A 26022-nucleotide genomic window follows, 5' to 3' on the forward strand; every position below is an offset into this window, starting at 1 on the left:
TTCGGACGAATTCGGACGCCGACCCGGCGCCGGCGGTGCCTGGTCCGTTGTGGACCAGATGGCGTGAGCTGTCTGATGGGCGACTACCGTCGAGTGGTGAAGTCGCTAGCCTCGGTCGCGCTGAGGTGTCGAGTCCGGTCTGCGGGGGTGGACAGTGCCACTGACAGGGGATCCGGCGGCCGCGCCGGAGAACGCGTTTGCGACGCTGCCCGATCCAGCGCAGGCGGGTTGCCTCGCCGATCTCGTCGAGCGGCTGCGTCGGTTGAAGGTCTGGGCCGGTAACCCCTCGTACGAGACGATCAAGGATCGGGTCAACGCGGCCTGGACCGCGGCGGGCCGGCCGGCCGGTGAGCTGGTGTGCAAGTCCACCGTCGCGTATTGCTTCCGGCCCGACCGACGGCGGCTGGACACCGACCTGGTGCTCGCGGTGGTCCAGACGCTGCGCCCCGACACCGGGTACGTGACCCAATGGCGTCAGGCGTTGCGGGTGATCGGCGGGGAGATCGAGGCGGTGTCGCAGGTCCGGGTGCAGGACGGCCTGCCGCAGGATCTGGTCGGGTTCACCGGCCGCAGCTTCGAACTGGACCAGCTCCGCCACGCCGCCCGCCAGGCCGCGCGGGCCGGGAATGCGGTGGTGATCTCCGCGATCGAGGGGATGGCCGGGGTCGGCAAGACGCAACTCGCCGTGCACGCCGGACACCTGCTCCACCGCGAGCGGCCGTTTGAGCGGGTGTTGTTCGTCAACCTGCGCGGCTTCGATCCCGACCCGGCGCAGCCGCCGGCCGACCCGGCCGCGGTCCTGGACGGGTTCCTGCGCCTGCTCGGGATGCCCGGCCAGCAGGTCCCCCACACCCTCGACGCGCGGGCTGCCGCCTACCGCGACCGCCTGGCCGGCACCCGCGCCCTGGTGGTGCTGGACAACGCCGCGACCATTGACCAGGTCCGCCCGCTGCTACCGGCCGTACCGGGCTGCCTCACCCTGGTGACGAGCCGGCGCAGTCTGGCCGACCTGCACCCCGCGACCCGCCTCCCGGTGGATGTCTTCATCCCCGACGAGGCCTTGGCCTTCCTCGCCCAGGCCATCCCCGACGTTCCCGTCGGCGCCGATCCGCACGCCGCCGCCCGGATCGCCGGGCGCTGCGGCCACCTACCCCTTGCGCTCAGCCTGATCACCGGACACATCCGCAACACACCGGGCTGGACGCTGACCGACCACGCCGACCGGCTCGACGAACACCACCACCAGCGGCGCCTGGACACCGGCGTCGAACTCGCCCTGCACCTGTCCTATCAGCACCAGCCCACGCCGCAGCGACGACTGCTCCGACTGGCGGCGCTGCACCCCGGCCAGGACCTCGACGCCCACGCCGCCGCGGCCCTCGCCGACACCGACCTGCCCACCGCCCAAGACCAGCTGCACCACCTGCACCGCGACCATTTGCTGCAGGAGAGCACCCCCGGCCGGTACACCTTCCACGACCTGGTTCGCGTCTACGCCACCATCCGGGCCACCGACGAGGACCGCCCACCCGAGCGCCGCACCGCCCTGACCCGCCTGTTCGATCACTACCTCGCGGCCACCGCCGCCGCGATGAACGCCCTGTACCCCGCCGACGCCCACTATCAGCCCGCGATCCCGCCGGCCGGCACCCCCACGCCGGACCTGACCGATCCGGACACCGCGCGGGAGTGGTTGGACACCGAACGGCCCACCCTGGTCGCGGTCGCCGCGCACACCGCCGCCCACGGCTGGCCCACCCACACCATCCGACTCTCCCGCACCCTGTACCGATACCTCGGCGGCGGCCACAACACTGACGCCCTGACCTGCACGGCCACGCCCACCGCGCCGCCCTCCACAACGGCGACCCGACCGAACAAGCCCACGCCCTGACCGACCTCGGTGTCGCCCACTGGCGGCTGGGCCGCTACGGGCTGGCCGTCGAGCACCTCCAGCGGGCGCTGGACCTTTTCCGGCTGGCCGGCGACCCTGCCAGCGAGGCCCGCGCCCTGAGCGGCCTTGGCCTCATCGCGGAGCGGTCGGGTCACTACCGGACGGCCATTGACCACTACCGGCAGGCCCTGACCCTGTACCGACAGACCGGCGACCGGGTCGGCGAAGCTCGCGTGCTGAACAACCTCGGCGAACACGAGGCGCGGCGGGGCCGCCTCCGGCTGGCCGTGGAGCACCACGACCAGGCCCTGACCCTGTGCCGGCAGGCCGGCAACCGGGCCAGTGAAGCCGTCACCCTGAACAACCTCGGCGATGTCAAGGTGCGGTTGGGCTGGTACGGGCCGGCCGGCGACCACCTCCGGGAGGCCCTGGACCTGCACCGGCACCTCGGCAACCACACCGGCGAAGCCTGGGCGCTGGACAACCTCGGCATTCTCCACACCCACCTGGGCCGGCCCGACCAGGCCACCGAACACCTTCAGGAGGCTCTGATCATCTTCCGGGAGACCGGCCACCGGTACGGCGAAGCCTCGGCGCTCAACGGTCTCGGCGAAGCCACCCACGCCGCCGGCCGAGCCACTGACGCCCTCACCCACCACACCGCCGCCGCCGGCATCGGCGACCGCGACGAGCAGGCCCGCGCCCACACCGGCCTCGGCCATGCCCACCACACCCTCGGTAACCCGGCCGGCGCGCGCGAGCACTACCAGCACGCCCTGACCCTCTACACCGACCTCGGCCTGCCCGAAGCCGATCAGATCCGCACCCACCTCGCCGCCCTCGACAACAGCAGCCCCGAACAGCGATGACGGGCGCATGCAGGTTGTCTTCAGGGAGGGTCTCTTCTGTGAAGGCAACCGACAACCTGGCGACATGACCGCGCAGGTGACCGGAATCGAGGCCCGGCCGGCCGGGATGCCGGCGGGCTCGGCCTGGCCCCGGCCACGGTCAGCACCCACTTCGCCGCACTGTCCGGGTTCACCACCTGGGTATGCACCCAGGACCCGGCCGCCCTGCAGCACGGCAACCCGTGCGCACGAGTCGGCGACCTGCCGCTGCCCCCGCTCGAACCCCGGGCCCTCAAGCCCGGGCAGGTCCGCACCCTGAAGAACCTGCTCGACCGGCTGCCCCGCTTCCACCAGCACAAGGGCCGCCGCAGCCCCGCCGGCGAACTGCACGGCCACGCCCGGCCGCTACGCGACCGCGCGATCGCGCATACCCTGCTCGGCACCGGCCTGCGCCGCGAGGAACTGGTCAACATCGACCTGGACCAGGTAACCCCTGATGCTCTGGGGGCGCTACGCGCGGCGAAGAAGGCGAAGATCATCGGCGTCCGAGGCAAGGGCGGCACCAGCCGAACCGTGTTCCTCGGCGCCGATGGTCGCACCGCCCTGGCCGGCTACCTCGAACACGAGCGTCCCGTCGACGCAGGGCCGACTGCGGCCGCGCTGTTCCTGTCCGCCGCCTCGATCGGCTCACGCCGCCTCGACGGCCGGCTCTCCCCGCGCTCGATCAACCTGATCTGCGAGCAGAATCGGCCGGTGGCACGACGCCGAACACACCGACCCGGCCCGGCACGTCAGCCCGCTGCGGCCCAACGACCTGCGGCATTCGTTCGCCTTCGCGCTCGCCGAGGCCACCGGCAGCGACGCCTACGAACTCGAACGCCGCCTCGGCCACCAGTCACAGCGCTACATCAACCGGTACACCAACCCGCCCGAGGACACGTTCCTTACCGACACCCCGGATTCAGTGGATTGGGCAGGATGGCTCCGACAAGCCCGGTCGCCGCAATGAGCAGGGCCGGTGAACCGGCCGTAGACCGCTATCGCTTGATTTTGGTTAGCGCGACTTTCCCGAACGTTGGTCCCCAAGGGCCATCTCCCACGGCGCCTGCGGCAGTGCCTGCCCGGTCTCGAGCAGCGATTTGAGGTTCGCCATGACCGCGGGCCAGCCGGCGGAGACCTCCTGGGCGTCCTCTTCGGTCAGATTCACGTGCGTGACGGTCAGCCGGACGATGTCGCGGTAGGGCTCGATACGAAACGTGACGGTGGAGGAGTCCGGCTCGGCAGCGGAACCTGCTTCGTCGAACGTCATCGTCAGCAGGTGCGGCGGGTCGGCCTCGAGGACAACGCCGCCACCGTCGGCGATGCCTGAGCCGTCGGTGCGCCGGTGTTCCCAGGGGGAGCCGGGCTGCCAGTCGGAGACGTTGTGGTGTCCCCAGTAGACGCCGGTCAGGTCGGCATCGGTCAGCGCTTCCCACACACGGTGCGGGGTGGCGTGGATGTAGGTCACGTACACGAAGGCGGGCTTGGCGACGGTCATGGGTTGTCCTCGGTCGGGAGCAAGGCCAGGAGTTGCCGGGTGTGGCCGGGCAGTTCCACCGCGGCCAGGCCGGTGATGATGTCCCGCAGGGGCACCGGGCCGTTGACCAGCGCGGTGTCGTGCGACAGGAGCAGGGCGGGCACCGGCGTGTCGAGTTCGGTCCCGCTCAGCGCCGGGCCGGTCAGGGTGCACAGGGCCTCGCCCTGCCTGCGGATGCGCTCCCGCAGCCCCGCGTGGCCATCGGCGAGGGAGATGACGCGGTTGATGGTCCAGGTGTCCTGGGCCAGGCGGTTGTCGTAGGTGGTGTGTGCTCCCGCGGCCACGGCTGCTGCGGTCGCGATGGTGGCGGCGGTGACGAGCGCGACGTGCGCCAGGATCTCGTCGGCATCCCATTCGCCGGGCGGTGGTGCTTCGCCGGCGTCGGCAACGGTGGCGGCGGCGTCGAGCAGGGCGCCGTACGCGGCGGTGAGCGCTGTGGTGTCCATCGGGTCAGCTGTGCGCGGGGGACATGTCCCACGGCGCCTGGGGGAGGACGTCGCCGGTTTCGAGCAGGGACTTGAGGTTGGCCAGCACGGCCGGCCATCCGCGGGAGATGCCGCCGTGCATCTCGAGGTTGGCCAGTTTCTCGTGGGTCACGGTGAGCCGCACGATGTCCTGGTACGGCTCGACGAGGAAGGTCACCACGGACGGCTCCCGGGTCAGCTGCTCCTCGGGTACGTCGTCGAAGGTCATGACCAGGCTCGTCGGCGGTTCGGCCTTGAGCACCCGGCCGACGACATCGACCACGCCTGAACCGTCGGTGCGGCGGTGCTCCCAGGTCGAGCCGGGCTGCCAGTCCGAGACGTTGGCGTGCCCCCAGTAGCGGGCGGTCAGGTCCGCGTCGGTCAGCGCCTGCCACACCTGCTCGGCGGTCGCGTGGATGTAGGTGGTGTAGACGTAGGTCGGCACGGGCGTGGGTTGGTCACTCATGGCGTACTCCTCTGCCTTGCTCTTGATCGCGTCGAGGGCCCGCAGCCGGGGCTTGTCGAAGCCGGAGATCCAGCGCTGCTCGATCTCGTGGATGGGCCCCGGGTTGAGGTAGTGCAGCCGCTCCCGCCCGCGTCGCACGACGGTCACGAGGTTGGCGGCCTGCAGCAGGTCGAGGTGCTGGGTCGCGGACTGGCGGGTCATCGCCAGGCGGTCGCACAGCTCGCGCAGGGTCTGACCGTTCTGCTCGCGCAGGCGGTCGAGCAGAAGTCGTCGGGTGGGGTCGGCCAGGGCTTTGAAGACCGGGTCCATCGCTCCTGGTTCGAGGGTCACGCCGACCATTATGCAGGCAATCACCTGCCTATTGTCAAAGCCCCGGGTCAGTGTCTTGAACGAAACATCCTAGGATGCCTTATGCGCAGTGCGCCCCACCACACCCAGAACGCCGCCTACGGCGACCCGCCTCGACAAACGCCATTGTGGGGAGTGCCCGAGGTGCCTAGCCTTGATCTCGTGGAGAACAAGGAGCGGGCCGTTTGCAGCCGGGAGGACTTCCGCCGGCTGCCACCGAGGATCACGCCGGAGCAGATGATTCCTCTGCATGCCGTGCTGCACCTGCTGCAGGACCCCCGCGAAGGCACCGAAGACGAGTGGCGCATCCGGCTGGGATGGACCGTCTGACCAGCCACGCCCCGGACCGCGAGGAGCCCCTGGCCGGCGGCAACGTAGCCGAGTCCGTGGTCCGCTCCGGCTCCACCGTGCGCAAGCCCTGGACGCCCGCCACTCCTTCCGTGCATGCCTTCCTGCGCCACCTGCACGCCAAGGGGGTCGCCGGCGTCCCGGCGGTGCTCGGCCGTGACGACCAGGGCCGCCAGGTGCTGGAGTTCGTGCCCGGCCGGCAGGGCGAGTCGGCGCCACCCATGACCCTGGCCGAGCTACGCCGGCTGGGCGCCATGGTTCGGGCCATCCACGACGCGTCCGCCGACTTCGTGCCTCCGGCCGGCGCCCGGTGGGACGTGGCCATCCCGCCGGACGGCGCCGACCTCGTCTGTCACCAGGATCTGGCTCCGTGGAACCTGATCCGCGACGGCGACACCTGGACGTTCATCGACTGGGACGCGTCGGCCCCGGGCACCCGCCTCTGGGATCTGGCCTACCTCGCGCAGACCTTCGCGCCGCTGGTCGCCGGTGGTGATCCGGAGGCGGATGCGCCGCGGCTGCGGGCTGTCGTCGACGGCTACGACCTCGATGCCGCGGGCCGGGCCGCACTGCCCGACAAGCTCGTGGTCCGTACCCGGGCGATGTACGACCTGCTGGCGGACGGTTCCCGCACCGGTGCACTGCCGTGGGCCCGGTTGTGGGCCGAGGGCCACGGCGTGCACTGGGGTGGCGCGGCCGACTACCTCGCCGCGCACCTGCCGGTGTGGCGCTCAGCGTTGCGGTAGGTCCGCCCGGGCGCACTCGGTGACATACGGCAAGGCGAACGTGTCGTGGCCGGCGAGGGCGGGGTGGGTGGCGGTCAGTTCGCGGACGGCGTCCAGCACGGCGGCGCGTTCGGTCTCGCTGAGCAGGATGATGTAGCTGCGGGACGCGACCAGGTCGAGGAGCCGGTCGAGGGTGATCTCGTGGGTCCAGGTGAAGTCGCGGGTCTCCACCGGCCCGAACGGGGGCCCGAACTCGGCGCGACGGTGCTCTTCGGGGGAGTGGATGAGCTCGCCCAGGCGGCGGACCCAGTCCTCGCGTTCGTCGCGCAGGTTCCAGATCAGGCCGAGCCGCCCTCCCGGTTTGAGGATGCGGGCGGCTTCGGGGACGGCCCGTTCGGGGTCGACCCAGTGCCAAGCCTGGGCGCAGAGGATGGCGTCGGCGCTGTGGTCGGGCAGGGGGATGGCTTCGGCGCTGCCGGGCAGGGCCGGCACGTCGGGCAGGACGCGGCCGAGTTCGGCGCGCATACCGTCGGACGGTTCGACCGCCGTCACGTGCAGGCCGCGGTCGCGGATCTGGCGGGTGAGTTTGCCGGTTCCGGCGCCGAGGTCCACGACCTGGCCGGCCCCGGCCGGCAGGAGCCAGTCAAGAGCTTCAGCGGGGTACGGCGGGCGCCCGCGCTCGTAGACGGCGGCAGCGAGTCCGAAGGAGGCAGCAGCGGCTTGATCGCTCATGACCAGGATCCTAGGACGCTCTACACACAGTGCGCCGCCCCACTCGACGTAAGTCGTGTTTTAGAAACGCGCCCTTCGGGCACCTTTTCTCCGACAAGAACAATCAAGCTCGAGTCCTCGGAGAGGTTGACGATGAGCTTCACTGACAAGGTCAAGAACAAGGCCGAAGAACTGACCGGTAAGGCGAAGCAGGGCATCGGCGACGCCACGGACAACGAGCGGCTCGCCGCCGAGGGTCAGGCGCAGGAGACCTCCGCACACGCCAAGCAGGCCGGTGAGCATGTCAAGGACGCGGGCAAGGACGTACGCGACGCCTTCAGCTGAGCCGGCCCACAGCGAGGCCCCCGGGACGACGGTCCCGGGGGCCTTTTTGTGCGCTTGTTACTCGGCGACCTGCTGCTTGAGCCACCATTGCTGGCCGGACTCGGGCAGGGTGTCGATCGGGTCGTAGTAGGCGTAGAGCTTGTTGAGGGCTTCGTCGTCGGTGGCCTCGATGGACGTGCGGTAGTTCTTCGTCCAGTAGGAGATGCCGTGCTCGCGGTCGTACTCGGCGAGCATGTGGACCCAGCGCTTGCCGACGAAGGGGACGTCGCAGACGATCCGCGGAGTGGCGTAGCCGGGCAGGTAGCCCATCATGTCGTGCTGGAGCTGCTGGGCGTACCAGACCGGGACGCGCCAGTGCTCGGCGTTGGGGATCATGTCGCACATGTAGAAGTAGTACGGCAGGATGCCGGCTTCGCCCTGCAGCCCGAAGCAGAGGTCGAGCAGGTCGGCGGTGGTGGCGTTGACGCCGCGCATGAGCACGCCCTGGTTGCGGACGTCGCGGACGCCGACTTCGAGCAGCATGCGGGCGGCCCGGGCGACCAGCGGGGTCAGTGAGTTCACGTGGTTGACGTGGGTGTGCACGGCGAGGTTGACGCCGCGGCGTTCGGCGGTGATCGCGACGCGGTTGAGGCCTTCGACGACGTCGCCCTGCAGCCAGTGCTGGGGCAGGCCCATGAGGGCTTTGGTGGCGAGCCGGATGTCGCGGACGGTGGGGACCGAGAGCAGGCCCATCAGGTACGTCTCGAGTTGCTTCCAGGGCACGTTGGCGACGTCACCGCCGGAGACGACCACGTCGCGGACGCCGGGGTGGGCCTTGAGGTAGGCCAGGTGGGCGTCGTAGCGGTCGACGGGCTTGAGGGTGAGCTTGAGTTTGTCGACGGTGGGGGTGCTGTTGCCGACGAGGTCCATGCGGGTGCAGTGGCCGCAGTACTGGGGGCAGGTGCTGAGCAGCTCGGCGAGGACCTTGGTGGGGTAGCGGTGGGTGAGGCCTTCGGCGACCCACATGTCGTGCTCGTGCAGGGAGTCGCGGGTGGCGTGCGGGTGGGAGGGCCAGTCGAGGTGGCGGTCGGTGGCCACGGGGATCATGTAGCGCCGGATCGGGTCGGCGTAGAACGACTCCGTGTCGGGGGTGCGGTCGGGCACCATGGTGTTGAGCATCTGTGGCGGCACCAGCATGGACATGGTGGCCAGGCGCTGCATGTCGGTTTCGAGGTCGGCGTAGAAGCGGTCGTCGAGCAGGTCGCCCATGACGGCGCGGAGCTGTTTGACGTTCTTGACGCAGTTGACGCGCTGCCACTGGGCGGATTCCCACTGCTGGGTGGTGACTTTGCTCCAGCCGGGGAAGCGGGTCCAGTCGGGCTCGACGAGGGGGCGGCGCTGGTAGTTGTAGGGCTGCCCGGCCGCGGTGGCCGCGTCGTTCTTCAGCTCGGTCAACGGGGCCTCCTGGGGTCGGGGAGCGAACTGGATCGACGATACTGGAGAATCTGCGGTCTAGTAACCGTCGCCCCGGAGGATTTACGGTAGGACGGCCGCGCGGCAAGTTGTTTCTTGTGAGGATGGTGGGCATGTCGTTTCCCGTGGGTCTGTCCCGGGTGCTTGAGCCGGTGGGTGTGCTGCCGCAGGCGGCGTGGCGCCTGGATGCGCGCCCGGAGCTCGGCGCGGACGAGGTGCGGATCAGCCTGGAGCGGCTGAATCTGGACGCGGCGAGCTTCCGGCAGTTGTCGGGCAAGCACGGCGGGGACGGCGCGGCGGTGCGGGCCGAGGTGCTGGAGATCATCGGTACGCGGGGCAAGATGCACAACCCGGTGACGGGTTCGGGCGGCATGCTGATCGGGGTGGTGGACGAGGTCGGGCCGGAGTCGCCGTTGCCGGTGAAGGTGGGTGACCGGGTCGCCACGCTGGTGTCGCTGACGCTGACCCCGCTGGCGGTGACCGACGGGCTGGCCGGCTGGGACGGGCGCAGCGAGCAGGTGCCGGCGGCGGGTCACGCGATTCTGTTCGGCCGGTCGGTGGTGGCGGTGCTGCCGGATGATCTGGCTCCGGAGCTGGCCCTGGCGGTGTTCGACGTGTGCGGGGCGCCGGCGTTGACCGACCGGGTGGTGCGCGGGCATGCGGCGGCCGGTGCGGTGTCGGTGGCGGTGCTCGGTGGGGCCGGAAAGAGCGGGTCTCTGGCGTTGACGGCGGCGCGGCTGGCGGGTGCCCGTACGGTCGGGGTGGTCGTGTCGGACGCCGAGCGCGACGTGCTGCTGGCGGCCGGTCTGGCTGATCACGTCGCGGTCGCTGACGCCCGGGATCCGCTGGCGGTGTCGTCGGCGGTGGTGGCGGCGCTGGGCGAGCCGGCGACGGTGACGGTCGTGTGTGTGGATGTGCCGGGGTGTGAGCACGGGGCGATCCTGGCGACGGCGGCGGGCGGCACGGTGGTGTTCTTCTCGATGGCGACGAGTTTCCCGGCGGCGGCGCTGGGGGCCGAGGGCCTGGCGGCGGACGTGACGATGCTGATCGGCAACGGGTACGTGCCGGGGCATGCGGCGTTCGCGCTGGATGTGGTGCGGCGCACTCCGGCCGTGCGGGCTCTGTTCGAGGCGCGGATCGCGGCACACTGACGGTCATGATTTCCCCCTCTGTGGTGTATGCGAACGGTCGGTTCTACTCGGCGGCGGATCCGCGGGCGTCGGCGATGCTGGTGCGTGACGGGCGGATCGCGTGGCTGGGTGCGGCGGCTGATGCCCCGTCGGCGGATGTGACCGTGGACCTGGGCGGCGCGCTGGTGACGCCGGCTTTTGTGGACGCGCATCTGCATGCGACGGACACCGGGCTGGCGGCCGACGGGCTGGATCTGTCCGGGGTGCGGTCGGCGGCGGAGCTGCTGGAGGCGGTGTCGGCGTTCGCGCGGACGCGGCCGGTCGACGGGGTGGTGCACGGGCACGGCTGGGACGAGTCGACGTGGGCGGTGCAGGAGCCGCCGTCGGCGGATGTGCTGGAGCGGGCGGCGGACGGGCGGCGGGTGTATCTGTCGCAGGCGTCGGTGCATTCGGCGCTGGCGTCGCGGTCGTTGCTGGCGGCGTGCCCCGGCATCGAGGGGGTGCCGGGGTACGCCGCGTCGGGCTGGCTGCGGGAGCAGGCGCATCACGCGGTGCGGGCGGTGGCGCTGGGTTCGTTGACGGTGGCGCAGCGGACGGCGGCGCAGACCTCGGCGTTGCGGCTGGCGGCGTCGCGTGGGGTGGCGGCGGTGCACGAGTGTGCGGGTCCGGGCACGTCGAGTGAGGCGGATTTCGCGTCGGTGCTGGCGTTGTCGGGTGCGGGGTTGCCGCAGGTGTTCGGTTACTGGGGTGAGCTCGGCGGGGCGGCGCGGGCCAAGGAGCTGGGTGCGGTCGGTGCGGCCGGTGATCTGTACGCGGACGGGGCTTTGGGGTCGCGGACGGCGTCGGTGCGGGTGCCGTACGCCGACGGTGGTGGTTGTGGTGAGGCGTTCGTGTCGGCGGAGCAGGCCGGGGCGCATCTGCTGGAGTGCATCGAGCTGGGTGTGCAGGGTGGTTTCCACGCGATCGGGGACGCGGCGATCGAGGCGGTGCTGGACGGGTTCGCGATCGCGGCGCGGCGGGTGGGGGTGGACCGGTTGCGGGAGGGCCGGCACCGCATCGAGCACGTGGAGCTGATCGACAAGGCGATGATCGCCCGGATGGTGGAGTTCGGGGTGGTGGCCAGCGTGCAGCCGGTGTTCGACGCGTTGTGGGGTGGCCCGGACCGGATGTACGCGCAGCGGCTGGGGGTGCAGCGGGCGTTGGCGACGAATCCGATCGGGGCGATGTACGCGGTCGGGGTGTCGCTGGCGTTCGGGTCGGACTCGCCGGTGACGGCGCTGGATCCGTGGGCGGCGGTGGTGGCTGCGGCGGCGCCGCGGAATCCGGCGTACCGGATGAGCGTGCGGTCGGCGTTCGGAGCGAGCACCCGCGGTGGCTGGCGGGCGGCGGGGGTGGACGACGCGGGGGTGCTGACGCCGGGGCGGTCGGCGACGTTCGCGGTGTGGGAGACGCCGGCGGGGGTGGACGGGGGCCTGCCGGTGTTGTTGCCGGGGGTGGACGGGGTGGTGCCGGCGCGGCCGGTGTGCCGGCGCACGGTGCTGCACGGCGAGACGATCTTCGAGGAGTGACGTGAACAAGCTGGGGCTGGATCCGCACGTGGTGCGGCGGGCCAGGGCGCTCGCCGCGCGGGCGGGGCAGCCGGTCGTGGACCTGGCGCGCTCGCACACGACGGTGTCGGTGGAGCGGGCGGTGCTGCGCCTGGCCGGGGTGTCGGGGGCGGATTCCGACGGCATTCCGTGGGTGAACAGGCTGGTCGACGCGGTGCGCGCCGATGTGGGTCTGGGCCGGGGGGTGGCGTTGCCGGTGTTCCACGCCCTGGCGGGCCACGGCGTGGAGGATGTCACGGTGCTGGCGCAGAAGGCCGCGGCGGGGGCGGTGACTTTCGCCGTACCGGAGTCCAGGGCCGAGGTGGCGGCGGCCCGCCGGGCCGCGCGGCGGGCGACCGACGCGGGTCTGAAGGTGGTGGATCGGCGCCGGGCTGAGCGGGACCGGCTGATCAAGCGGTACGGGGATCCGCAGCAGCGGCCGTGGATCTATCTGATCGTGGCGACCGGGGACATCTACGAGGACATCCCGCAGGCGCAGGCGGCGGCGCGGGCCGGCGCGGATGTGATCGCGGTGATCCGTTCGACGGGGCAGTCGCTGCTGGACTATGTGCCCGAGGGGGCGACCCGGGAGGGTTTCGCGGGCACGTATGCGACGCAGGAGAACTTCCGGCTGATGCGGGCGGCGCTGGACGAGACGTCGAAGGAGCTGGGCCGGTACGTGCGGCTGACGAACTACGCGTCGGGGTTGTGCATGCCGGAGATCGCGGCGCTGGCCGGGCTGGAGCGCCTGGACATGATGCTCAACGACTCGATGTACGGGATCCTGTTCCGTGACATCAACCCGATCCGCACGTTCGTGGATCAGCGGTTCTCGCGGCAGGTGCACGCCCGGGCCGGGATCATCATCAACACCGGTGAGGACAACTACCTGACCACGGCGGACGCGGTCGAGGCGGCGCACACGGTGACGGTGTCGCAGCTGCTCAACGAGTTCTTCGCGCACGAGGCGGGGCTGGCGGACTGGCAGCTGGGGCTGGGGCACGCGTTCGAGATCAACCCGGAGCTGCCGGAGTCGTTCCGGCTGGAGCTGGCGCACGCGTTGCTGGCGCGGGAGTTGTTCCCGGACGCGCCGCTGAAGTGGATGCCGCCGACCAAGCACATGACCGGCGACGTGTTCCGCGGGAACCTGCTGGACGGGTTCTTCAACCTGGTGGGTGCGCTGACCGGGCAGGGGATCCTGCTGGTGGGGATGATGACCGAGGCGGTGGTGACGCCGTGGCTGTCGGACCGTGACATCGCGTTGCAGAACGTGCGGTACGTGCTGAACGGGGCCGGCAATCTGCACGAGGATTTCGTGCCGGCGCCGGGCGGGTTCATCCAGTCGCGGGCGCACGCGGTGCTCGGTGAGGCGATCGAGCTGCTGGAGAAGATCGTCGACGACACGATGCTGACGGCGATCGCCGACGGCACGTTCGGGATCATGAAGCGGCCGGCGGACCGGGGCAAGGGTCTGGACGGGGTCGCGAGGCATGAGGACGGCTACTACAACCCCGTGACTCTCGCTTTGGAGGGCGCCGCGTGAGCATCGTGCGGCCGTACGGGGACACCACCGGTGACGGGATGGTGCAGCTGTCGTTCACGCTGCCGGTCCCGCACGACAAGCGGGCTGAGGGCGCCGCGGTGCAGCTGGCCAACAAGATGGGCATGGACCCGGCGCTGCTGGTGCACGCCAAGGCGATGGGTGACGGGTTCACGTTCTTCGTGGTCTACGGGCGGGTCAGTCATCTTGTCGACACCGACACGGTGCAGGTCGTCGAGCGGGACTTCCCGTTGCTGAGCGCGAAGGAGGTGAACGCGGTGATCAAGCGCAAGCTGCGGCGGCGGCTGAACGTGGTCGGCGCGTGCATCGGCACCGACGCGCACACGGTGGGTATCGACGCGATCCTCAACGTCAAGGGCATCGCGGGGGAGAAGGGCCTGGAGTACTACCGGGAGCTGGCCGTGACGAACATGGGTGCGCAGGTGTCGGTGCCGGAGCTGGTCGAGGAGGCCCGGGCGCGCAAGGCCGACGCGGTGCTGGTGTCGCAGGTGGTGACCCAGCGCGACGCGCACCTGCAGAACACGCGGGCGATGACGGCGGCGTTCCGGGAGGCGATGCCGGCCGGCAAGCGGCCGTTGCTGATCGTGGGCGGGCCGCGGTTCGACGAACTGATGGCGGGCGAGCTGGGCGTGGACCGGATCTTCGGCCGGGGTACGACGCCACGCGAGGTCGCCTCGTATCTGGTCCACGCCTTGATCGGGAGCAAAGCATGATCACTGTGACGCATCGCCGGTACGTGCCGTACGCCCACGCCCACTACGCGGGCAACCTGGTCGACGGGGCGTACTCGCTGGGATTGTTCGGCGATGTCGCCACCGAGGTGTGCATCCGGCTCGACGGGGACGAAGGGCTGTTCGCGTCGTACTCCGACGTGCAGTTCACCGCGCCGGTGCAGGCCGGTGACGTGCTGGAGGTGACCGCGACGGTGACCCGGATGGGCACCCGGTCACGGACCATCGAGTTCCGGTCGGTGGTGGTGTGCCGGGGCACGGGCGGGTCGGCGGCGGCGGTGCTGGACGAGCCGATCGTCGCGGTGACCGCCACGGGCACGGTGGTCGTGCCGGCCAGAGGATGACCTTCGCCGTCTGTGTCGACGTCGGGTCCACGTACACCAAGGCTTGTCTGGTCGATCTCGACGACGGGCGGCTGGTGCGGCGCGCGGAGGTGCCGACGACGGCCGGCTCGGATGTGCTGACCGGTCTCGACGCCGCTGTCGCCGCCCTGGGCGGCGACGGCGAGCTGTTCGTGTGCTCGTCGGCCGGCGGCGGCCTGCGCCTGGCCGTGATCGGGTACGAGTCGCTGGTCACCGCCGAGGCCGGGCACCGCGTCGGCCTGTCCGCGGGCGCGCAGGTCGTGCACGTGGCCGCGGGCCGGCTCGACGGTCGGGCGGTGGCGGCGCTGCGCGCGGCCCGTCCGGATGTGATCCTGCTGGTCGGTGGCACCGACGGCGGCGACAGCGAGGTGCTGCTGCACAACGCGGGCCGGCTGGGCACGTCGCGGCTGCGGGTGCCGGTGGTGCTGGCCGGCAACGCCGACGTACGCGAGCAGGCCGCCGCGGTGCTGACCGGACGCGGGATCCCGGTGACCGTGACGGGCAACGTGCTGCCCCGCATCGGGGTGCTGGATCCGGGCCCGGCGCGGCTGGCGATCCGGCAGGTGTTCCTGCGGCACGTGATCGGCGGCAAGCGGCTGTCGCGGGGGTCGCGGTTCGCGTCGCTGGTGCGTGCGGCGACCCCGGACGCGGTGCTGGCCGGCGTGGAGCTGCTGGCCGACCGCAGCGGCGCCGGGGTGCTGGTCGTCGACGTCGGTGGCGCCACCACGGACGTGTACTCGGCGCTGGTGCCCGACGCGGAGGCCGAGACGGGCCCGCGGCGTGACGTGGCCGGGACGTTGTGGCGGTCCCGCACGGTCGAGGGTGACCTGGGTGTCGGGGTCGGTGCGAGCGGGGTGGTCGCGGCCGCGGCGGCGGAGAAGCTGCCGGTGCCGGACATCACCGGAGGCCCGCCGTACGACGCGGTGACGGACCGGCAGCTGGCGGCGACCGCGGCGATGATCGCCCTGCGGCGCCACGCACGCGGCTCGTCGGCCGGGCCGGGACAGCCACGGACCGGGGGCCGGGACCTGCGTGACGTGCGGCTGGTCGTGGGTTCCGGCGGGGTGCTGCGCCACGGCGGCGGCGACGCGGTCCTGGACGCGGTGCTGGGGGACACGGCCGGTGGCTGGGCGGCGCCGGTGGGGGCCCGGCGGGTCGTCGACAGCCGGTACGTGCTGGCCGCGGCGGGGCTGCTCGCCGCGGAGCACCCACGGGCCGCCGCGGGCCTTGTTGACGCGCTGTAGTCCTGCGGGTGAACGGCTGGGACACGCCCGGGAAATGCGACACGCCCGGACACGGGGACACCGGTTGACAGACGGCCGGGGGTGCGACGTACCGTCTTCAAGTCCTACTCCGGGAAGCGGCTGTTGTTCGCTTCGTTCCTTCGCCCACTGGCCACGCCCGCACCCGTTCCCGGATGCCCGCGTACGCCAGGTCCAGGGGGTGGGGGTCGGCGGGGCGGCGCGGACCGGCCGCGCTGTTCCGGTGTCGGTCAGGGCGACACGTGGCCAGTAGACAACGGCACGTCGGGGGCAGCCAGCCCGCGCCGCGCCGGTCCGAAGGTCACGCGCCGTCGTGCCGCACCGGACCCGGACGGATCTCAAGGTGCAATCGGGGCGCGGCCTGCGGGCCGCGCCCCGACGTATCTTCCGGCCCGACGTATCTTCCGGCCCGACCTATCTTCCGGCCCGACGTATCTTCCGGCCCGACCTATCTTCCGGCCCGACCTATCTCCGGCCCCGGCGGTCCGGGCCCGCCCAGGCCGACCCGATTGCCCCGCCCCGGCCGCCGGGGCCCGATTGCCGGGGCCCGGATTCTCGGGCCCGGATTCTCGGGCCCGATTGCCCCGCCCCGACCACCTAGGCCCGGATTCTCGGGCCAGCGGCCCGCACCCGGGCGAGCAAGCAGGTCCGGGCGGGTAGCGTGTGCGACGGTTTCGTGACCACCGACAGGTAGCCTTCCGCGGGTGGATTTATTGACGCTTCAGCCAACGCCCGCGCCGGCGCCGGACCCGGTCGTGCCGGCCGCGCCCCGGCCGCTGCGCCTGTGGGTGTCCGTGCTGCTCGCGCTGGCCGCCGGGGCAGCACTGCTGGTGTCGTTCCCGCCGTACGGGCTGTGGTGGCTGGCGCCCGTGGCGGTGGCCGTGCTGGCCGCGGCGACGCACCGGCGGCGGCTGCGGGGCGGCGCCGGGATCGGCATGATCGCCGGTCTGGTGTTCTTCGTGCCGCTGCTGGACTGGACGCACCTGGCCGCGGGCTGGCTGCCGTGGATGCTGCTGTCGTTCGCCCAGGCCGGCTACCTGGCGCTGCTCGGGCTGGCCGGGGCGTGGCTGTCGCCGTTGCACGACCGGCTGCGCGTGCTGTGGCCGCTGACCGCCGGGCTGCTCTGGGTCGCGCAGGAGGCGCTGCGTGACCGGGCCCCGTTCGGCGGGTTCCCGTGGGGGCGGCTGGCGTTCAGCCAGGCCGACGCCCCGTCGGTGCGCCTGGCCGTGCTCGGCGGCGCACCGCTGGTGACCTTCGCCGTCGGGGTCGCCGGTGGCGCCCTGGTCGCGCTGGCCTGGCGCCGCTGGGGCCGGCCGCGCACCTGGCTGCCGGCGGCCGGGTTCGCCACCGTCGCCGCCGTGATGATCGCCGGGCCGGCGCTGGTGCCGGTCGCCGAGCCCGCCACGACCACCCGCACGGTCGCGATCGTGCAGGGCAACGTGCCCCGGCTCGGGCTGGATTTCAACGCCCAGCGGGCGGCGGTGCTGCTCAACCACGTCCGCGCGACCGAGAAACTCGCCGCGGACGTCCGCGCCGGCCGTCAGCGGCAGCCCGAGCTGGTGGTCTGGCCGGAGAACGCCAGCGACATCGACCCGCTGCGCAACCCCGACGCGGCCCAGCAGATCGCCGGGGCGGCCACCGCCATCGGCGTGCCGATCCTGCTCGGGGCGGTGCTGCGCGGCGACGTCGAGGGCGAGATCCGCAACGCCGGCATCCTGTGGCAGCCGGTCACCGGCCCCGACCTGGACCAGGTGTACATCAAGCGGCACCCGGTGCCGTTCGCCGAGTACATGCCGCTGCGCCCCATCGCCCGGGTCGTCAGCGACAAGGTCGACCTGGTGAAGAACATGGTCGCCGGCAGCACCCCGGGCGTCGTACGGACCCCGGCGGCGACCATCGGTGACGTGATCTGTTTCGAGGTCGCCTACGACTCGGTCGTGCGGGACACCGTCACCGGCGGGGCGCAGATCCTGGCCGTGCAGACCAACAACGCCACCTTCAACGAGGCCGAGGCCCGCCAGCAGCTCGCCATGGTGCAGCTGCGCGCCGTCGAGCACGGCCGGGAGGCGCTGATGGTGTCGACGGTGGGAGTGTCCGCTTTTGTCGGCACGGCCGGTCAGGTGTACTCGTCCACCGGGTTCAACGTGCCGGGTGTGGTCCTGCGTGACATGCGGGTGGACGGACCGCGTACGCTGGCGACTCGTTTGGGGCATTGGCCGGAGCTGGCGGCCGTCGCCCTGGCCGTGCTCGTCCTCGTGGCGGCAGCGCCCTTGCGGCGGCGCCGCCGCGACGACCGGGCGGCGGCCGCAGAGTCGACGACGGAGGAACGGTGAGCGACGCGAACCCGACGGTCTCGGGCGCGGAAGGATTCCCGGGGGTCGGACGTGTCCTCGTGGTCATCCCGACCTACAACGAGGCGGACAACGTCCGGCTGATCACGCGGCGGGTCCGCGAGGCCGTGCCGAGCGTCGACATCCTCATCGCCGACGACAACTCGCCCGACGGCACCGGTGACATCGCCGACGAGATCTCCGCCGCCGACGACCACATCTTCGTGCTGCACCGCGCGGGCAAGGAAGGCCTCGGCGCCGCGTACGTCGCCGGTTTCGCCTGGGCGAAGAACAAAGGCTACGACGCGGTCGTCGAGATGGACGCCGACGGTTCGCACGCCCCCGAGGAGCTGCACAAGCTACTCGACGTGCTGCGTGACACCGACGCGGTGCTCGGCACCCGCTACATCCCCGGCGGCAGCGTGCACAACTGGCCGCTGCACCGGCTGCTGCTGTCCCGCGGCGGCAACATCTACATCCGGATGGCGCTGGGCATGCCGTTCAAGGACGCCACCGGCGGCTACCGGGCGTACCGGATGGCCGTGCTCGACGCGATCGACGTGGCGGCGGTCGCCTCGACCGGCTACTCGTTCCAGGTGGAGCTGGCCTGGCGCACCTACCGGCACGGTTTCCGGATGGCCGAGGTGCCGATCACGTTCACCGAACGCGAACACGGCGTCAGCAAGATGAGTGGCAACATCTTCAAGGAACAGCTGCTCAGGGTCACCGTGTGGGGGGTGTCGGCCCGCAAGGACGCCGTACTGGCCAAGCTCGGGCGCAAGCCGCGGCAGGGTTCGACCTGGCCGTGACCGGGCACGGGCGTGTCATGCTTGCCGTGGGCGTCGAGGCGACGCCGGAAGGTTGGAGATGATGCGCCGAAGTCTGGCTCTGCTCCCGCTGGGGCTGCTCCTGCTCGCGGTGGCCGAGATATCCGTGTTCGTGGCCGTGGTGCACGCCCTCGGCGCGTTCTGGGCCCTGCTGATCATCGCCGCGTCGAGTGTGGCCGGGCTGGTGCTGCTGCGCCGCGAGGGCATCCGCGGCTGGCGCGGGTTCCGGGCCGCCGCCGAAGCCGGCCGCCCGCCGGGCCCACAGGTGAGCAACTCCCTGGTCGGTCTGCTCGGCGCGCTGCTGCTCGCCGTCCCCGGCTTCATCTCCGCGGTCGCCGGTCTGCTGCTGGTTCTGCCGCCCGGGCGGATCCTGGCCCGCCGCGGCGTGGAACGCGCCACCGAGCGGCGGGTGCCGGCGTCGGTCGCCGGTGACCTGTTCGGCCCCCGCCACGTGCGGGTACGCCAGTCCGCCCCGGTCGACGAGCCGGCCCCGGATTCCCCGTCCGGCCCCGCGACGTTCGGCGCGCCCGGCCAGATCGTGCAGGGCGAGGTCGTCGAGGGCGAGATCGTCCGCTAGGAGCGGGCACACGACAAAATCGCCGTCCCGCTGATGAGCGGGACGGCGATGACGTTGCTACCTGCGGTCAGCGCCCCCGACGGGTGCGGACCTCCTGAAGCCGTTCGTTGAGGATGTCCTCCAGCTCCGAGATCGACCGGCGCTCGAGCAGCATGTCCCAGTGGGTACGCGGCGGCTTCGCCTTCTTCTGCTCCGGCTCGTTGCCGTCGACCAGTCGTGCGACGCTGCCGTCGAACTTGCACTCCCAGGTGATCGGCACCTCGGCGTCGACGGCGAACGGCACCTCGAACTGGTGACCCTTCACGCACAGGTACTCGCGGGTCTGCCGGGGCGCCAGCTCCGTGTTGCGGTCGGACTCGTAGCTGACTGCGCCTAGACGGCTGCCGCGCAGCATGCGTTCGCCCATGATCGGCTTTCCCCTCGCTCGTGGTGCTGCTTCCGTTGGTGTAACGAAAGGGGCGGTCGCGAGATTCCTGCCGCGACCGCCGTATGTCGACGGTGTTAACGCTTCGAGCGTAACCGCCCGGGTCCCCTATCGGCCGACTCAGCCCCGTCCTGAAGTGGACCTTGGTCCACTTTACGCGACTTTGCGGGATCTACGGATAGTGCGATGTCGGTCACCGTGCCTGCGGGACGGCCTGTTCGGCGGTTCCGGTGCCTGGTCCGCCTCCCTGCCCGTTGCCCCGATCACCCGGCCCGTTGCCGGGTCGGGTGCTTGACCCGTTGCCTGACCTGTCGCCGGGTCCGCTTCTGGATCCGGTGCCTGACCCGTTGCCTGGTCCGCCGGTCGAAGTCTGTGCCGGGACGGCCCGGGCCGGGCCGAGTGACGCCAGCGCCGAGGCCAGGTCACTGACCTGGGCCGAAAGCTGAGCCACCCGGGTGTGCGCGGCATCCGCGTCGCCGCGGGCCGCGGCGAGCGCCGCCCGCTCCTCAGTCACGGTACGCCGCAGCGCCTCCACTTCGCGCGCGGCACGCTCGGTGTTCTCACGTTCCCGGCCGGCCTCGGCTCGTGCGGCAGTGACATCGCGCACTGCCTGCTGCGCCTCCGCCCGGGCGGCGTCCCGCTCACGGTCCAGAGCCTCGGCCCGCTCGTTGGCTGCCGCACTCTGCTCCCGCGCGGCGGCGAGATCACGGGTCAGCGTCTGCACCTCGGCCCGTGCAGCCTCCAGCTCGCGCGCTTGCGTCTCGGTCTCCCGGCGGGCGTCGTCCAGGTTCCGCGACTTGGCTTCGTTTTCCCGGCGGGCGTCATCGAGCTCGCGGGACTTCGCTTCGCTTTCCCTGCGGACGTCGTCCAGCTCGCGGGACTTGGCTTCGCTTTCTCGGCGGGCGTCGTCGAGCTCACGCCGGACAGCGGTGGCCTCCGCCCGGGCCCGGTCCCGTTCCGTCTCGGCCTGTTCCCGCAGCGCGACAGCAGCACTGGCGGCAGCCTGCGCCTCGTCCCGCCCCGCAACGGCCAGCCGAGCGTCCTGCGCAGCGGCCTCAGCCAGACGCCGGGCATGCTGCGCGGCCTGCTGGGCGTCATCGCGCTCGGCCCGCGCGACAGCAGCCTCCTGCGCAGCGGCCCCGGCGGCCTCGGCAGCCCGATCGGCATCACGGCGGGCGTCGTCGCGTTCGGTGTGCGCGGCCGCGACCTGCCGGGACGTCTCCGCCCGGACCTCGGCCACCTGCCGCTCCACCCCGGCCGGCGACATCTCGGCGTGCAGCGCCTCGCTGAGCGTGCCGACAAGCTGATCGAGGCGGTCGACGGCCTCCCAGGTGCGGGCCACCTGACCCGCGAGCCCGGGCGAGGACCGGTGCCGCATCCGCACGTTGCGCGAGGCCCGCTGGCACTCGCCGTCGTTGTCCCGGCAGTAGCGGAACGGACGACCAGCAGCAGCCCGCTGCGGAACCGGCCGCCCGCAGTGGGCACACGGGCGCGTCTCGGGCACCGGATCGCCGGAGTAGACGCCACCGGCACCGCCTGTGGCCAGCTCGGCGGGCCCAGAACCAGAACCGGCACCGGTGCCGCCTCCGGTGGACCGGTGCTCGGCGGTCACAGACCCGGCGTACCCGAATCCGGTGTCGTCAACGGTGGATCCGTGCTCGGCCAGCACAGCCCGGGCGGACCTGGACCCGGGTTCGCCTCCGGGGGACCCGTGCCCGGCCGTTACAGCCCCGGCGGTCCCTGCTCGGCTTCCCGGGGAGCCGGCTCCGGAGGGCCGGGCCGTCGCCGCACCGGTCGCCGGACCAGCCAAAGCCGGGTCGGCCAAAGCCGGAGCAGCCAAAGCCGGGTCGGTCGAAGCCGGACCCGTCAAAGCCGGACCAGCCAAGGCCGGGTCGGTCGAAGTCGGGTCGGTCGAAGCCGGCCCCGTCAAAGCTGAACCAGTCGAAGTCGGGCCGGTCAAAGTCGGGTCGCTCGTCACGGAAGCGTCGTCATCCACCATCGCGGACCGACCCTAACGCCACCCACCGACACTTTCCCGCCACCGCGCCGCACCACCCCCACGATCCCGCACCCGGCATCGGTCGTTCAGCGGCACCCGGCCACCGTTCGGCCATTTCCATGGGCGCCATCGCCGCGGCGAGCGCTAGGAAGAGCGCATGAGCAACGAGGTCACCGTCCCCCTGCTGCCCTGCTCCTCCATCGACGACACCGTCGCCTTCTACGAGGTGCTCGGCTTCCACACCACCTACCTCCAGCGCAAACCCAACCCGTACGCGGCCCTGGTACGCGAGGACCTGAACCTGCACTTCTTCGAGATGGCGGGCTTCGACCCGGCCCAGTCATACGGCTCCTGCCTCGTGCTGACCCCGGACATCGGCGAGCTGTACCGGGCGTTCGCGGCGGGCATGCGCGCCGCCTACGGCAAGGTGCTGATCGCCGGCACCCCGCGGATGACCCGGCCCCGGCCGCGCAAGAACTACGACGGGACGACCGGCTTCAGCGTCATCGACCCCGGCGGCAACTGGATCCGCATCGTGCAGCACACCCCGGCTGCCGCCCCGACCCCGGCACCGGCGGGACGACTGGAAAATGCTCTGGCGAACGCGGTCGTGCTGGCGGACTCCAAAGGAGACCCGCGCCAGGCCGCCCGCATCCTCGACAGCGCCCTGGCCCACCCCGACGGTGACCCCGTCACGCACGTGGAAGTCCTGGTCTACCGCGCCGAGGTGGCGCTGGTCCTGGACGACCCCGCGACCGCCGCCGAGATGCTCACCCGCGCCCGCAACGTGCCGCTGACCGCGGACGAGACCATCCGAGCGGCCACCGCGTTCGAAAACGCCGCGGACCTGCTCTAGGCGAAGAACTCCTTGACCACCGGGGCCAGTGCGGCCGGCTTCACCAGGTGGGTCTGTCCGGGCAGCGTGCGGTACTCCGCCTTGGGCAGCGCCTCGCTCAGCGCCCGGGCCGCGTTGCGCATGTACTGCGGGCTCTTGCCGCCGTCCAGCACGATCGCCGGGACCGTCACGCCGGACCAGCGGGCCGGGTCCAGTGGCTTCCCGCGCCCGGTGTCGCCGAGGATGCGCAGGTCGTAGGGCAGGGTGTGGGCCGCCGCCTTGATCTTGCGGAACGGTGGTAGCAGCGCCAGGATCTGCACCGCGAAGCCGGGCATGTCGACCGAGCGCAGGAACTTCTTGACCGCGCCGCCGGTGTCGCCGGCGGCGATCAGCGCTTCGGTCTCGGCCAGGAACGTGTCCGGGCGCGGCGCGTGGGTGTCGTCGACGATGAACGGCGGCTCGTAGAGGGCGAGCCGGCTGAAGCCGGGCAGGCGGTCGGCGGCGTCTGCGGCCAGGACCGCTCCGGAGGAGGTGCCGAGCAGGTACGCCGTACCGCCGGCCACCGCGAGCAGGGCGGCCAGGTCCTCGATCTCCCGCTGCGGCGACCAGGGCAGCGTGTTACCACTGGCGCCGCGGCCGCGACGGTCGTAGAAGTACACGGTGTAGGTGTCGGCGAGCGCCGCGGCCAGTCCACGCGCGGGGCCCTGGTCGCGGTAGCACATGGCGCCGTCGACGAGGATCAGCGCCGGGCCGCTGCCGGTGGTCTCGTACGCGATGGTGGTGCCGTCGGCGGAGGTGACGGTAGGCATGATGATCGTCCTTCAGTCGTGGCTGTCGAGTTCGAGGGAGGCGAGGAAGGCGGGCCAGATCCCGGGATCCGTGGGGGTGAACAGCGCGTGGGCCACCACCAGGGAGCCGTGGAAGCCGCGCAGGAAGCGGTAGATGGCGTCGGGTGCGCGTACCGCGAGGGTGTGCGGGTTGGTGAACGACACGACGCCGTCCGGGATCACCGCGGTGTGCACCGGGTCGCCGACGCGGGGTGCGGCGTCAAGTCCCAGCGCGCGGTGCAGGCGTTGCCAGGTGCGGGGCCAGTCCTTGACCGGCGGCCCGAAGGCGTTGACCGGGATGGCGAAACGGCCGGGGAACCAGTACAGGCATTGCGTGAGCGTGTGGAAGAACAGCTCGGTGCCGTACCGCATCGCCTCGTACTCGTCGGCCCAGTCGTCGCCCGGCAGGAAACCGCTGGTCACCGTCCGCAGGACGGTGGCCGCGCCGGTGCGGCCCTCGATCAGATACTCGTACGCGACGAAGCGCCCGTCCTCGCCGGTGTCACTGCGGTACGCGAACCGGTGCGGCTGCTGCGCGGCGGTGACGTGCCCCTCGGGCATCCAGCCGTCGCCGAACGAGGTGCGTACGGTCTCGCCGTCGATCTCGGTGCGTCCGACGAACCAGGAGCTGATCCCGGGCCCGGTGGCCACCGTGTCCCACACCTGCTCGGGGGTGGCCGGCACCGGCGCGTCCAGGTGGGCCTCGAAGTCCTTGCCCATCAGCGCTCCCGGGTCACGGTGGGGTGCACGGCGACGACCAGCCGGTGGCTGCGCCCGCCGGGCGCGTCCTCGTCGTGGAAGCGGCTCACCAAAGCGGTGACCGCCACGGTCAGCTCCTCGGCGAACGCGGCCCGGTCGGCGGCGCTGGCGAAGCGGACCTCGCCGTCGATGGCGAACGTGGCGACCTTCTGCCGGGCCTTGCCCGCGCCGGTGATCAGCTCGCCGACGTCGCGGACCAGCCGCGCCGCGACGGCGAGCAGCCAGCGCGCCGACAGCCGGTCCGGCGCCCGGGACGTGTCGGGGGCGACGGCGGCCATCGCGGTGGGGGAGATGACGTACGAGGCGGCGGTGGCCTGCAGCACCCGTTCGGTGACGTTGCCCTTGCGGCGCTCCTCGACCAGCTCCAGCAGCCCGTGCTGCTCCAGGGTGCGCAGGTGGTAGTTGACCTTCTGCCGGGGCAGGCCGACCTGGGCGGCGAGCATCGTGGCCGAGCCGGGCACGGCCAGCGCGGCCAGCAGCCGGCTGCGGATCGGGTCCAGGCTGACCTCGGCGGCGGCCGGGTCCTCGATCACTGCGACGTCTTCCATGGCGCCCACTCTCCCACCGACAAAAAAATTTGTCCAGGGGTAGGATCACCGTCGTGCGCACCCCTCCCGACGATCTGATCACCGAGCCCGGCACCGCCCAGGAGCTGACCCACAACGCGGGCAACGGCGCCACCGGCGGCATCTGGCGGGTCCGCCGCAACGGCGTCGCCGCGGTGCTGAAGCTCTCCACGCCCGGCCGGGCCGACGCGGCGGCGCACCTGCAGGCCTCCGACGAGCCGGGGCACTGGAACTACTGGCGGCGTGAGCTGCTCGCGTACCGCAGCGGCCTGGCCCGCACCGCCTTCGCCGACGCGGGGATCAGCGCGCCCGCCCTGCTCGGCACCGAGGAACGCGCCGACGGCTCCGTCGCCCTGTGGCTCGAGCACGTCGAGGGCGTTGCCGGGCCTGCCTGTGGCGGCGCGGAGCTCGGCGACGTCGCGTACCGGATGGGGGTCGCTCAGGCCCGCTGGCTCGGCCGCCCGCCCACCGACGCCTGGCTTTCCCGCGACTTCCTGCGCGACTACACCAGCGCCCAGCCGGTGGGCGAGCCGGACTGGGAGCACCCGGCCGCGGTCGCCGGCTGGTCCCCGCGGCTGCGGCAGGACCTGCGCGCGCTGTGGCACCGGCGCACCCAGCTGCTCGCCGCGGCCGACACCCTGCCGCGCACGCTGTGCCACCACGACCTGTGGCCGATGAACCTGATCATCGGCGCGGCCGGGCCGGTCCTGCTGGACTGGGCGTTCACCGGGCCGGGCGCGATCGGCGAGGACGTCGCCAACCTGACCCTGGACGCGTTCTTCGACGGGCTGATCGACATCACCCTGATCGACGACGTGACGGCCGCGGTCGCCGACGGCTATCGGCGCGGGCTGGGCGGCGTGCTGGATGACGCGACGATCAGCCGGGCGATCAAGCTGACGGGCGCGGCCAAGTACTACTGGCTGGCGCCGCGGATGCTGCTGGCGGCCGCGCAGGGCAGCGGCCGGGGCGCCTACGACTCCCGCGACACCGCGGAGGTCTTCGCGGGCCGCTCCCCGGTGCTGTCGCAGGTGACCCGCTGGGCCCGCGAAGCCCTGGACTGACGTGC

27 protein-coding genes are annotated in these 26022 nt (G+C 72.0%); 17 read left to right on the forward strand and 10 right to left on the reverse strand.

Annotation, left to right across the window (positions count from 1 at the left end):
* Positions 1–154 precede the first annotated feature (154 nt).
* The 3 genes from ACZ6S4_RS30200 to ACZ6S4_RS30210 all read left to right on the forward strand — a co-directional run bounded on the left by ACZ6S4_RS30200 (position 155) and on the right by ACZ6S4_RS30210 (position 3751).
* On the forward strand, positions 155–1894 hold the full coding sequence (locus ACZ6S4_RS30200) for a hypothetical protein (RefSeq protein WP_465478158.1): 1740 nt from the start codon (positions 155–157) through the stop codon (positions 1892–1894).
* Positions 1891–2763 carry a tetratricopeptide repeat protein gene (locus tag ACZ6S4_RS30205; RefSeq protein ID WP_465478206.1) on the forward strand — a complete coding sequence of 291 codons (873 nt, stop codon included), beginning with the start codon at positions 1891–1893 and terminating at the stop codon, positions 2761–2763. The genes ACZ6S4_RS30200 and ACZ6S4_RS30205 overlap by 4 nt, the downstream gene beginning before the upstream one ends.
* A 778-nt stretch (positions 2764–3541) precedes the next feature.
* The gene (locus ACZ6S4_RS30210; protein WP_465478207.1) at positions 3542–3751 is read left to right on the forward strand and encodes a tyrosine-type recombinase/integrase; all 210 of its coding nucleotides are present in this window, start codon (positions 3542–3544) and stop codon (positions 3749–3751) included.
* A gap of 45 nt (positions 3752–3796) precedes the next feature.
* On the opposite strand, the gene ACZ6S4_RS30215 is transcribed toward ACZ6S4_RS30210, so the two are convergent.
* Genes ACZ6S4_RS30215 through ACZ6S4_RS30225 form a run of 3 tightly spaced genes read right to left on the reverse strand, consistent with a single transcriptional unit; the run spans position 3797 to position 5578 of the window.
* Positions 3797–4279, reverse strand: a complete 483-nt coding sequence (locus tag ACZ6S4_RS30215) for an SRPBCC family protein (RefSeq protein ID WP_465478159.1) — start codon at positions 4277–4279, stop codon at positions 3797–3799.
* Entirely contained in the window at positions 4276–4764 is a 489-nt protein-coding gene (locus ACZ6S4_RS30220) for a hypothetical protein (RefSeq protein WP_465478160.1), read from the reverse strand. The genes ACZ6S4_RS30215 and ACZ6S4_RS30220 overlap by 4 nt, the downstream gene beginning before the upstream one ends.
* A gap of 4 nt (positions 4765–4768) precedes the next feature.
* Positions 4769–5578: an ArsR/SmtB family transcription factor gene (locus ACZ6S4_RS30225; RefSeq protein ID WP_465478161.1), complete on the reverse strand. Its 810-nt coding sequence runs from the start codon at positions 5576–5578 to the stop codon at positions 4769–4771.
* Positions 5579–5758: 180 nt separating this feature from the next.
* Here ACZ6S4_RS30225 and ACZ6S4_RS30230 point away from each other — a divergent pair, with 180 nt between their 5' ends.
* On the forward strand, positions 5759–5926 hold the full coding sequence (locus tag ACZ6S4_RS30230) for a hypothetical protein (protein WP_465478162.1): 168 nt from the start codon (positions 5759–5761) through the stop codon (positions 5924–5926).
* Positions 5914–6690, forward strand: a complete 777-nt coding sequence (locus tag ACZ6S4_RS30235) for a phosphotransferase enzyme family protein (RefSeq protein ID WP_465478163.1) — start codon at positions 5914–5916, stop codon at positions 6688–6690. The genes ACZ6S4_RS30230 and ACZ6S4_RS30235 overlap by 13 nt, the downstream gene beginning before the upstream one ends.
* Here ACZ6S4_RS30235 and ACZ6S4_RS30240 read toward each other — a convergent pair.
* Positions 6676–7401, reverse strand: a complete 726-nt coding sequence (locus ACZ6S4_RS30240; RefSeq protein ID WP_465478164.1) for a class I SAM-dependent methyltransferase — start codon at positions 7399–7401, stop codon at positions 6676–6678. The two genes, ACZ6S4_RS30235 and ACZ6S4_RS30240, sit on opposite strands and share 15 nt — an antisense overlap.
* Positions 7402–7533: 132 nt before the next feature.
* Between ACZ6S4_RS30240 and ACZ6S4_RS30245 the strand changes: the two genes are divergently transcribed.
* Positions 7534–7725, forward strand: coding sequence for a CsbD family protein (locus ACZ6S4_RS30245; RefSeq protein ID WP_212990512.1), 192 nt, complete (start codon positions 7534–7536; stop codon positions 7723–7725).
* Positions 7726–7782: 57 nt separating this feature from the next.
* Here the strand turns inward: ACZ6S4_RS30245 and ACZ6S4_RS30250 are convergent, their stop codons facing one another.
* A complete protein-coding gene (locus tag ACZ6S4_RS30250; RefSeq protein WP_465478165.1) occupies positions 7783–9159 on the reverse strand; it encodes a KamA family radical SAM protein in 1377 nt (458 codons plus the stop codon).
* Positions 9160–9290: 131 nt separating this feature from the next.
* On the opposite strand from ACZ6S4_RS30250, the gene kdd reads away from it, so the two are divergent.
* The 9 genes from kdd to ACZ6S4_RS30295 all read left to right on the forward strand — a co-directional run bounded on the left by kdd (position 9291) and on the right by ACZ6S4_RS30295 (position 19543).
* Positions 9291–10328 (forward strand): L-erythro-3,5-diaminohexanoate dehydrogenase, encoded by a 1038-nt coding sequence (kdd, locus tag ACZ6S4_RS30255; protein WP_465478166.1) that lies wholly within the window; start codon positions 9291–9293, stop codon positions 10326–10328.
* Positions 10329–10333: 5 nt separating this feature from the next.
* Positions 10334–11875: an amidohydrolase gene (locus ACZ6S4_RS30260; protein WP_465478167.1), complete on the forward strand. Its 1542-nt coding sequence runs from the start codon at positions 10334–10336 to the stop codon at positions 11873–11875.
* A 1-nt stretch (position 11876) separates the two neighbouring features.
* Positions 11877–13436 carry a lysine 5,6-aminomutase subunit alpha gene (kamD, locus tag ACZ6S4_RS30265; protein ID WP_465478168.1) on the forward strand — a complete coding sequence of 520 codons (1560 nt, stop codon included), beginning with the start codon at positions 11877–11879 and terminating at the stop codon, positions 13434–13436.
* On the forward strand, positions 13433–14167 hold the full coding sequence (gene kamE / locus ACZ6S4_RS30270; RefSeq protein ID WP_465478169.1) for a lysine 5,6-aminomutase subunit beta: 735 nt from the start codon (positions 13433–13435) through the stop codon (positions 14165–14167). The genes kamD and kamE overlap by 4 nt, the downstream gene beginning before the upstream one ends.
* The gene (gene kal / locus ACZ6S4_RS30275; protein ID WP_465478170.1) at positions 14164–14529 is read left to right on the forward strand and encodes a 3-aminobutyryl-CoA ammonia lyase; all 366 of its coding nucleotides are present in this window, start codon (positions 14164–14166) and stop codon (positions 14527–14529) included. The genes kamE and kal overlap by 4 nt, the downstream gene beginning before the upstream one ends.
* The gene (locus ACZ6S4_RS30280; RefSeq protein ID WP_465478171.1) at positions 14526–15791 is read left to right on the forward strand and encodes a glutamate mutase L; all 1266 of its coding nucleotides are present in this window, start codon (positions 14526–14528) and stop codon (positions 15789–15791) included. Before kal ends, ACZ6S4_RS30280 begins: the two co-directional genes overlap by 4 nt.
* 731 nt (positions 15792–16522) lie before the next feature.
* Entirely contained in the window at positions 16523–18142 is a 1620-nt protein-coding gene (lnt, locus tag ACZ6S4_RS30285; protein ID WP_465478172.1) for an apolipoprotein N-acyltransferase, read from the forward strand.
* Positions 18139–18948 (forward strand): polyprenol monophosphomannose synthase, encoded by an 810-nt coding sequence (locus tag ACZ6S4_RS30290; RefSeq protein ID WP_465478173.1) that lies wholly within the window; start codon positions 18139–18141, stop codon positions 18946–18948. Before lnt ends, ACZ6S4_RS30290 begins: the two co-directional genes overlap by 4 nt.
* 61 nt (positions 18949–19009) lie before the next feature.
* Positions 19010–19543 carry an FxsA family protein gene (locus ACZ6S4_RS30295; RefSeq protein WP_465478174.1) on the forward strand — a complete coding sequence of 178 codons (534 nt, stop codon included), beginning with the start codon at positions 19010–19012 and terminating at the stop codon, positions 19541–19543.
* Positions 19544–19610: 67 nt separating this feature from the next.
* Here ACZ6S4_RS30295 and ACZ6S4_RS30300 read toward each other — a convergent pair whose 3' ends face one another.
* Together ACZ6S4_RS30300 and ACZ6S4_RS30305 are read right to left on the reverse strand one after the other, a co-directional pair.
* Positions 19611–19949 (reverse strand): RNA polymerase-binding protein RbpA, encoded by a 339-nt coding sequence (locus tag ACZ6S4_RS30300; protein WP_015622005.1) that lies wholly within the window; start codon positions 19947–19949, stop codon positions 19611–19613.
* A gap of 211 nt (positions 19950–20160) precedes the next feature.
* Positions 20161–21579 carry a coiled-coil domain-containing protein gene (locus tag ACZ6S4_RS30305; RefSeq protein ID WP_465478175.1) on the reverse strand — a complete coding sequence of 473 codons (1419 nt, stop codon included), beginning with the start codon at positions 21577–21579 and terminating at the stop codon, positions 20161–20163.
* 544 nt (positions 21580–22123) lie between these two features.
* On the opposite strand from ACZ6S4_RS30305, the gene ACZ6S4_RS30310 reads away from it, so the two are divergent.
* Positions 22124–22822, forward strand: coding sequence for a bleomycin resistance protein (locus ACZ6S4_RS30310; protein ID WP_465478176.1), 699 nt, complete (start codon positions 22124–22126; stop codon positions 22820–22822).
* Here ACZ6S4_RS30310 and ACZ6S4_RS30315 read toward each other — a convergent pair.
* Genes ACZ6S4_RS30315 through ACZ6S4_RS30325 form a run of 3 tightly spaced genes read right to left on the reverse strand, consistent with a single transcriptional unit; the run spans position 22819 to position 24935 of the window.
* The gene (locus tag ACZ6S4_RS30315) at positions 22819–23610 is read right to left on the reverse strand and encodes an alpha/beta fold hydrolase (protein WP_465478177.1); all 792 of its coding nucleotides are present in this window, start codon (positions 23608–23610) and stop codon (positions 22819–22821) included. The two genes, ACZ6S4_RS30310 and ACZ6S4_RS30315, sit on opposite strands and share 4 nt — an antisense overlap.
* Before the next feature lie 12 nt (positions 23611–23622).
* Entirely contained in the window at positions 23623–24348 is a 726-nt protein-coding gene (locus tag ACZ6S4_RS30320; protein ID WP_465478178.1) for an SRPBCC family protein, read from the reverse strand.
* Complete coding sequence (locus ACZ6S4_RS30325; RefSeq protein ID WP_465478179.1) at positions 24348–24935, reverse strand: helix-turn-helix domain-containing protein; 588 nt, start codon at positions 24933–24935, stop codon at positions 24348–24350. Before ACZ6S4_RS30325 ends, ACZ6S4_RS30320 begins: the two co-directional genes overlap by 1 nt.
* A gap of 53 nt (positions 24936–24988) precedes the next feature.
* On the opposite strand from ACZ6S4_RS30325, the gene ACZ6S4_RS30330 reads away from it, so the two are divergent.
* Positions 24989–26017: a phosphotransferase gene (locus tag ACZ6S4_RS30330; RefSeq protein WP_465478180.1), complete on the forward strand. Its 1029-nt coding sequence runs from the start codon at positions 24989–24991 to the stop codon at positions 26015–26017.
* The last annotated feature ends 5 nt before the right edge of the window (positions 26018–26022 follow it).

This window comes from Actinoplanes sp. NPDC051405 (assembly GCF_055586185.1).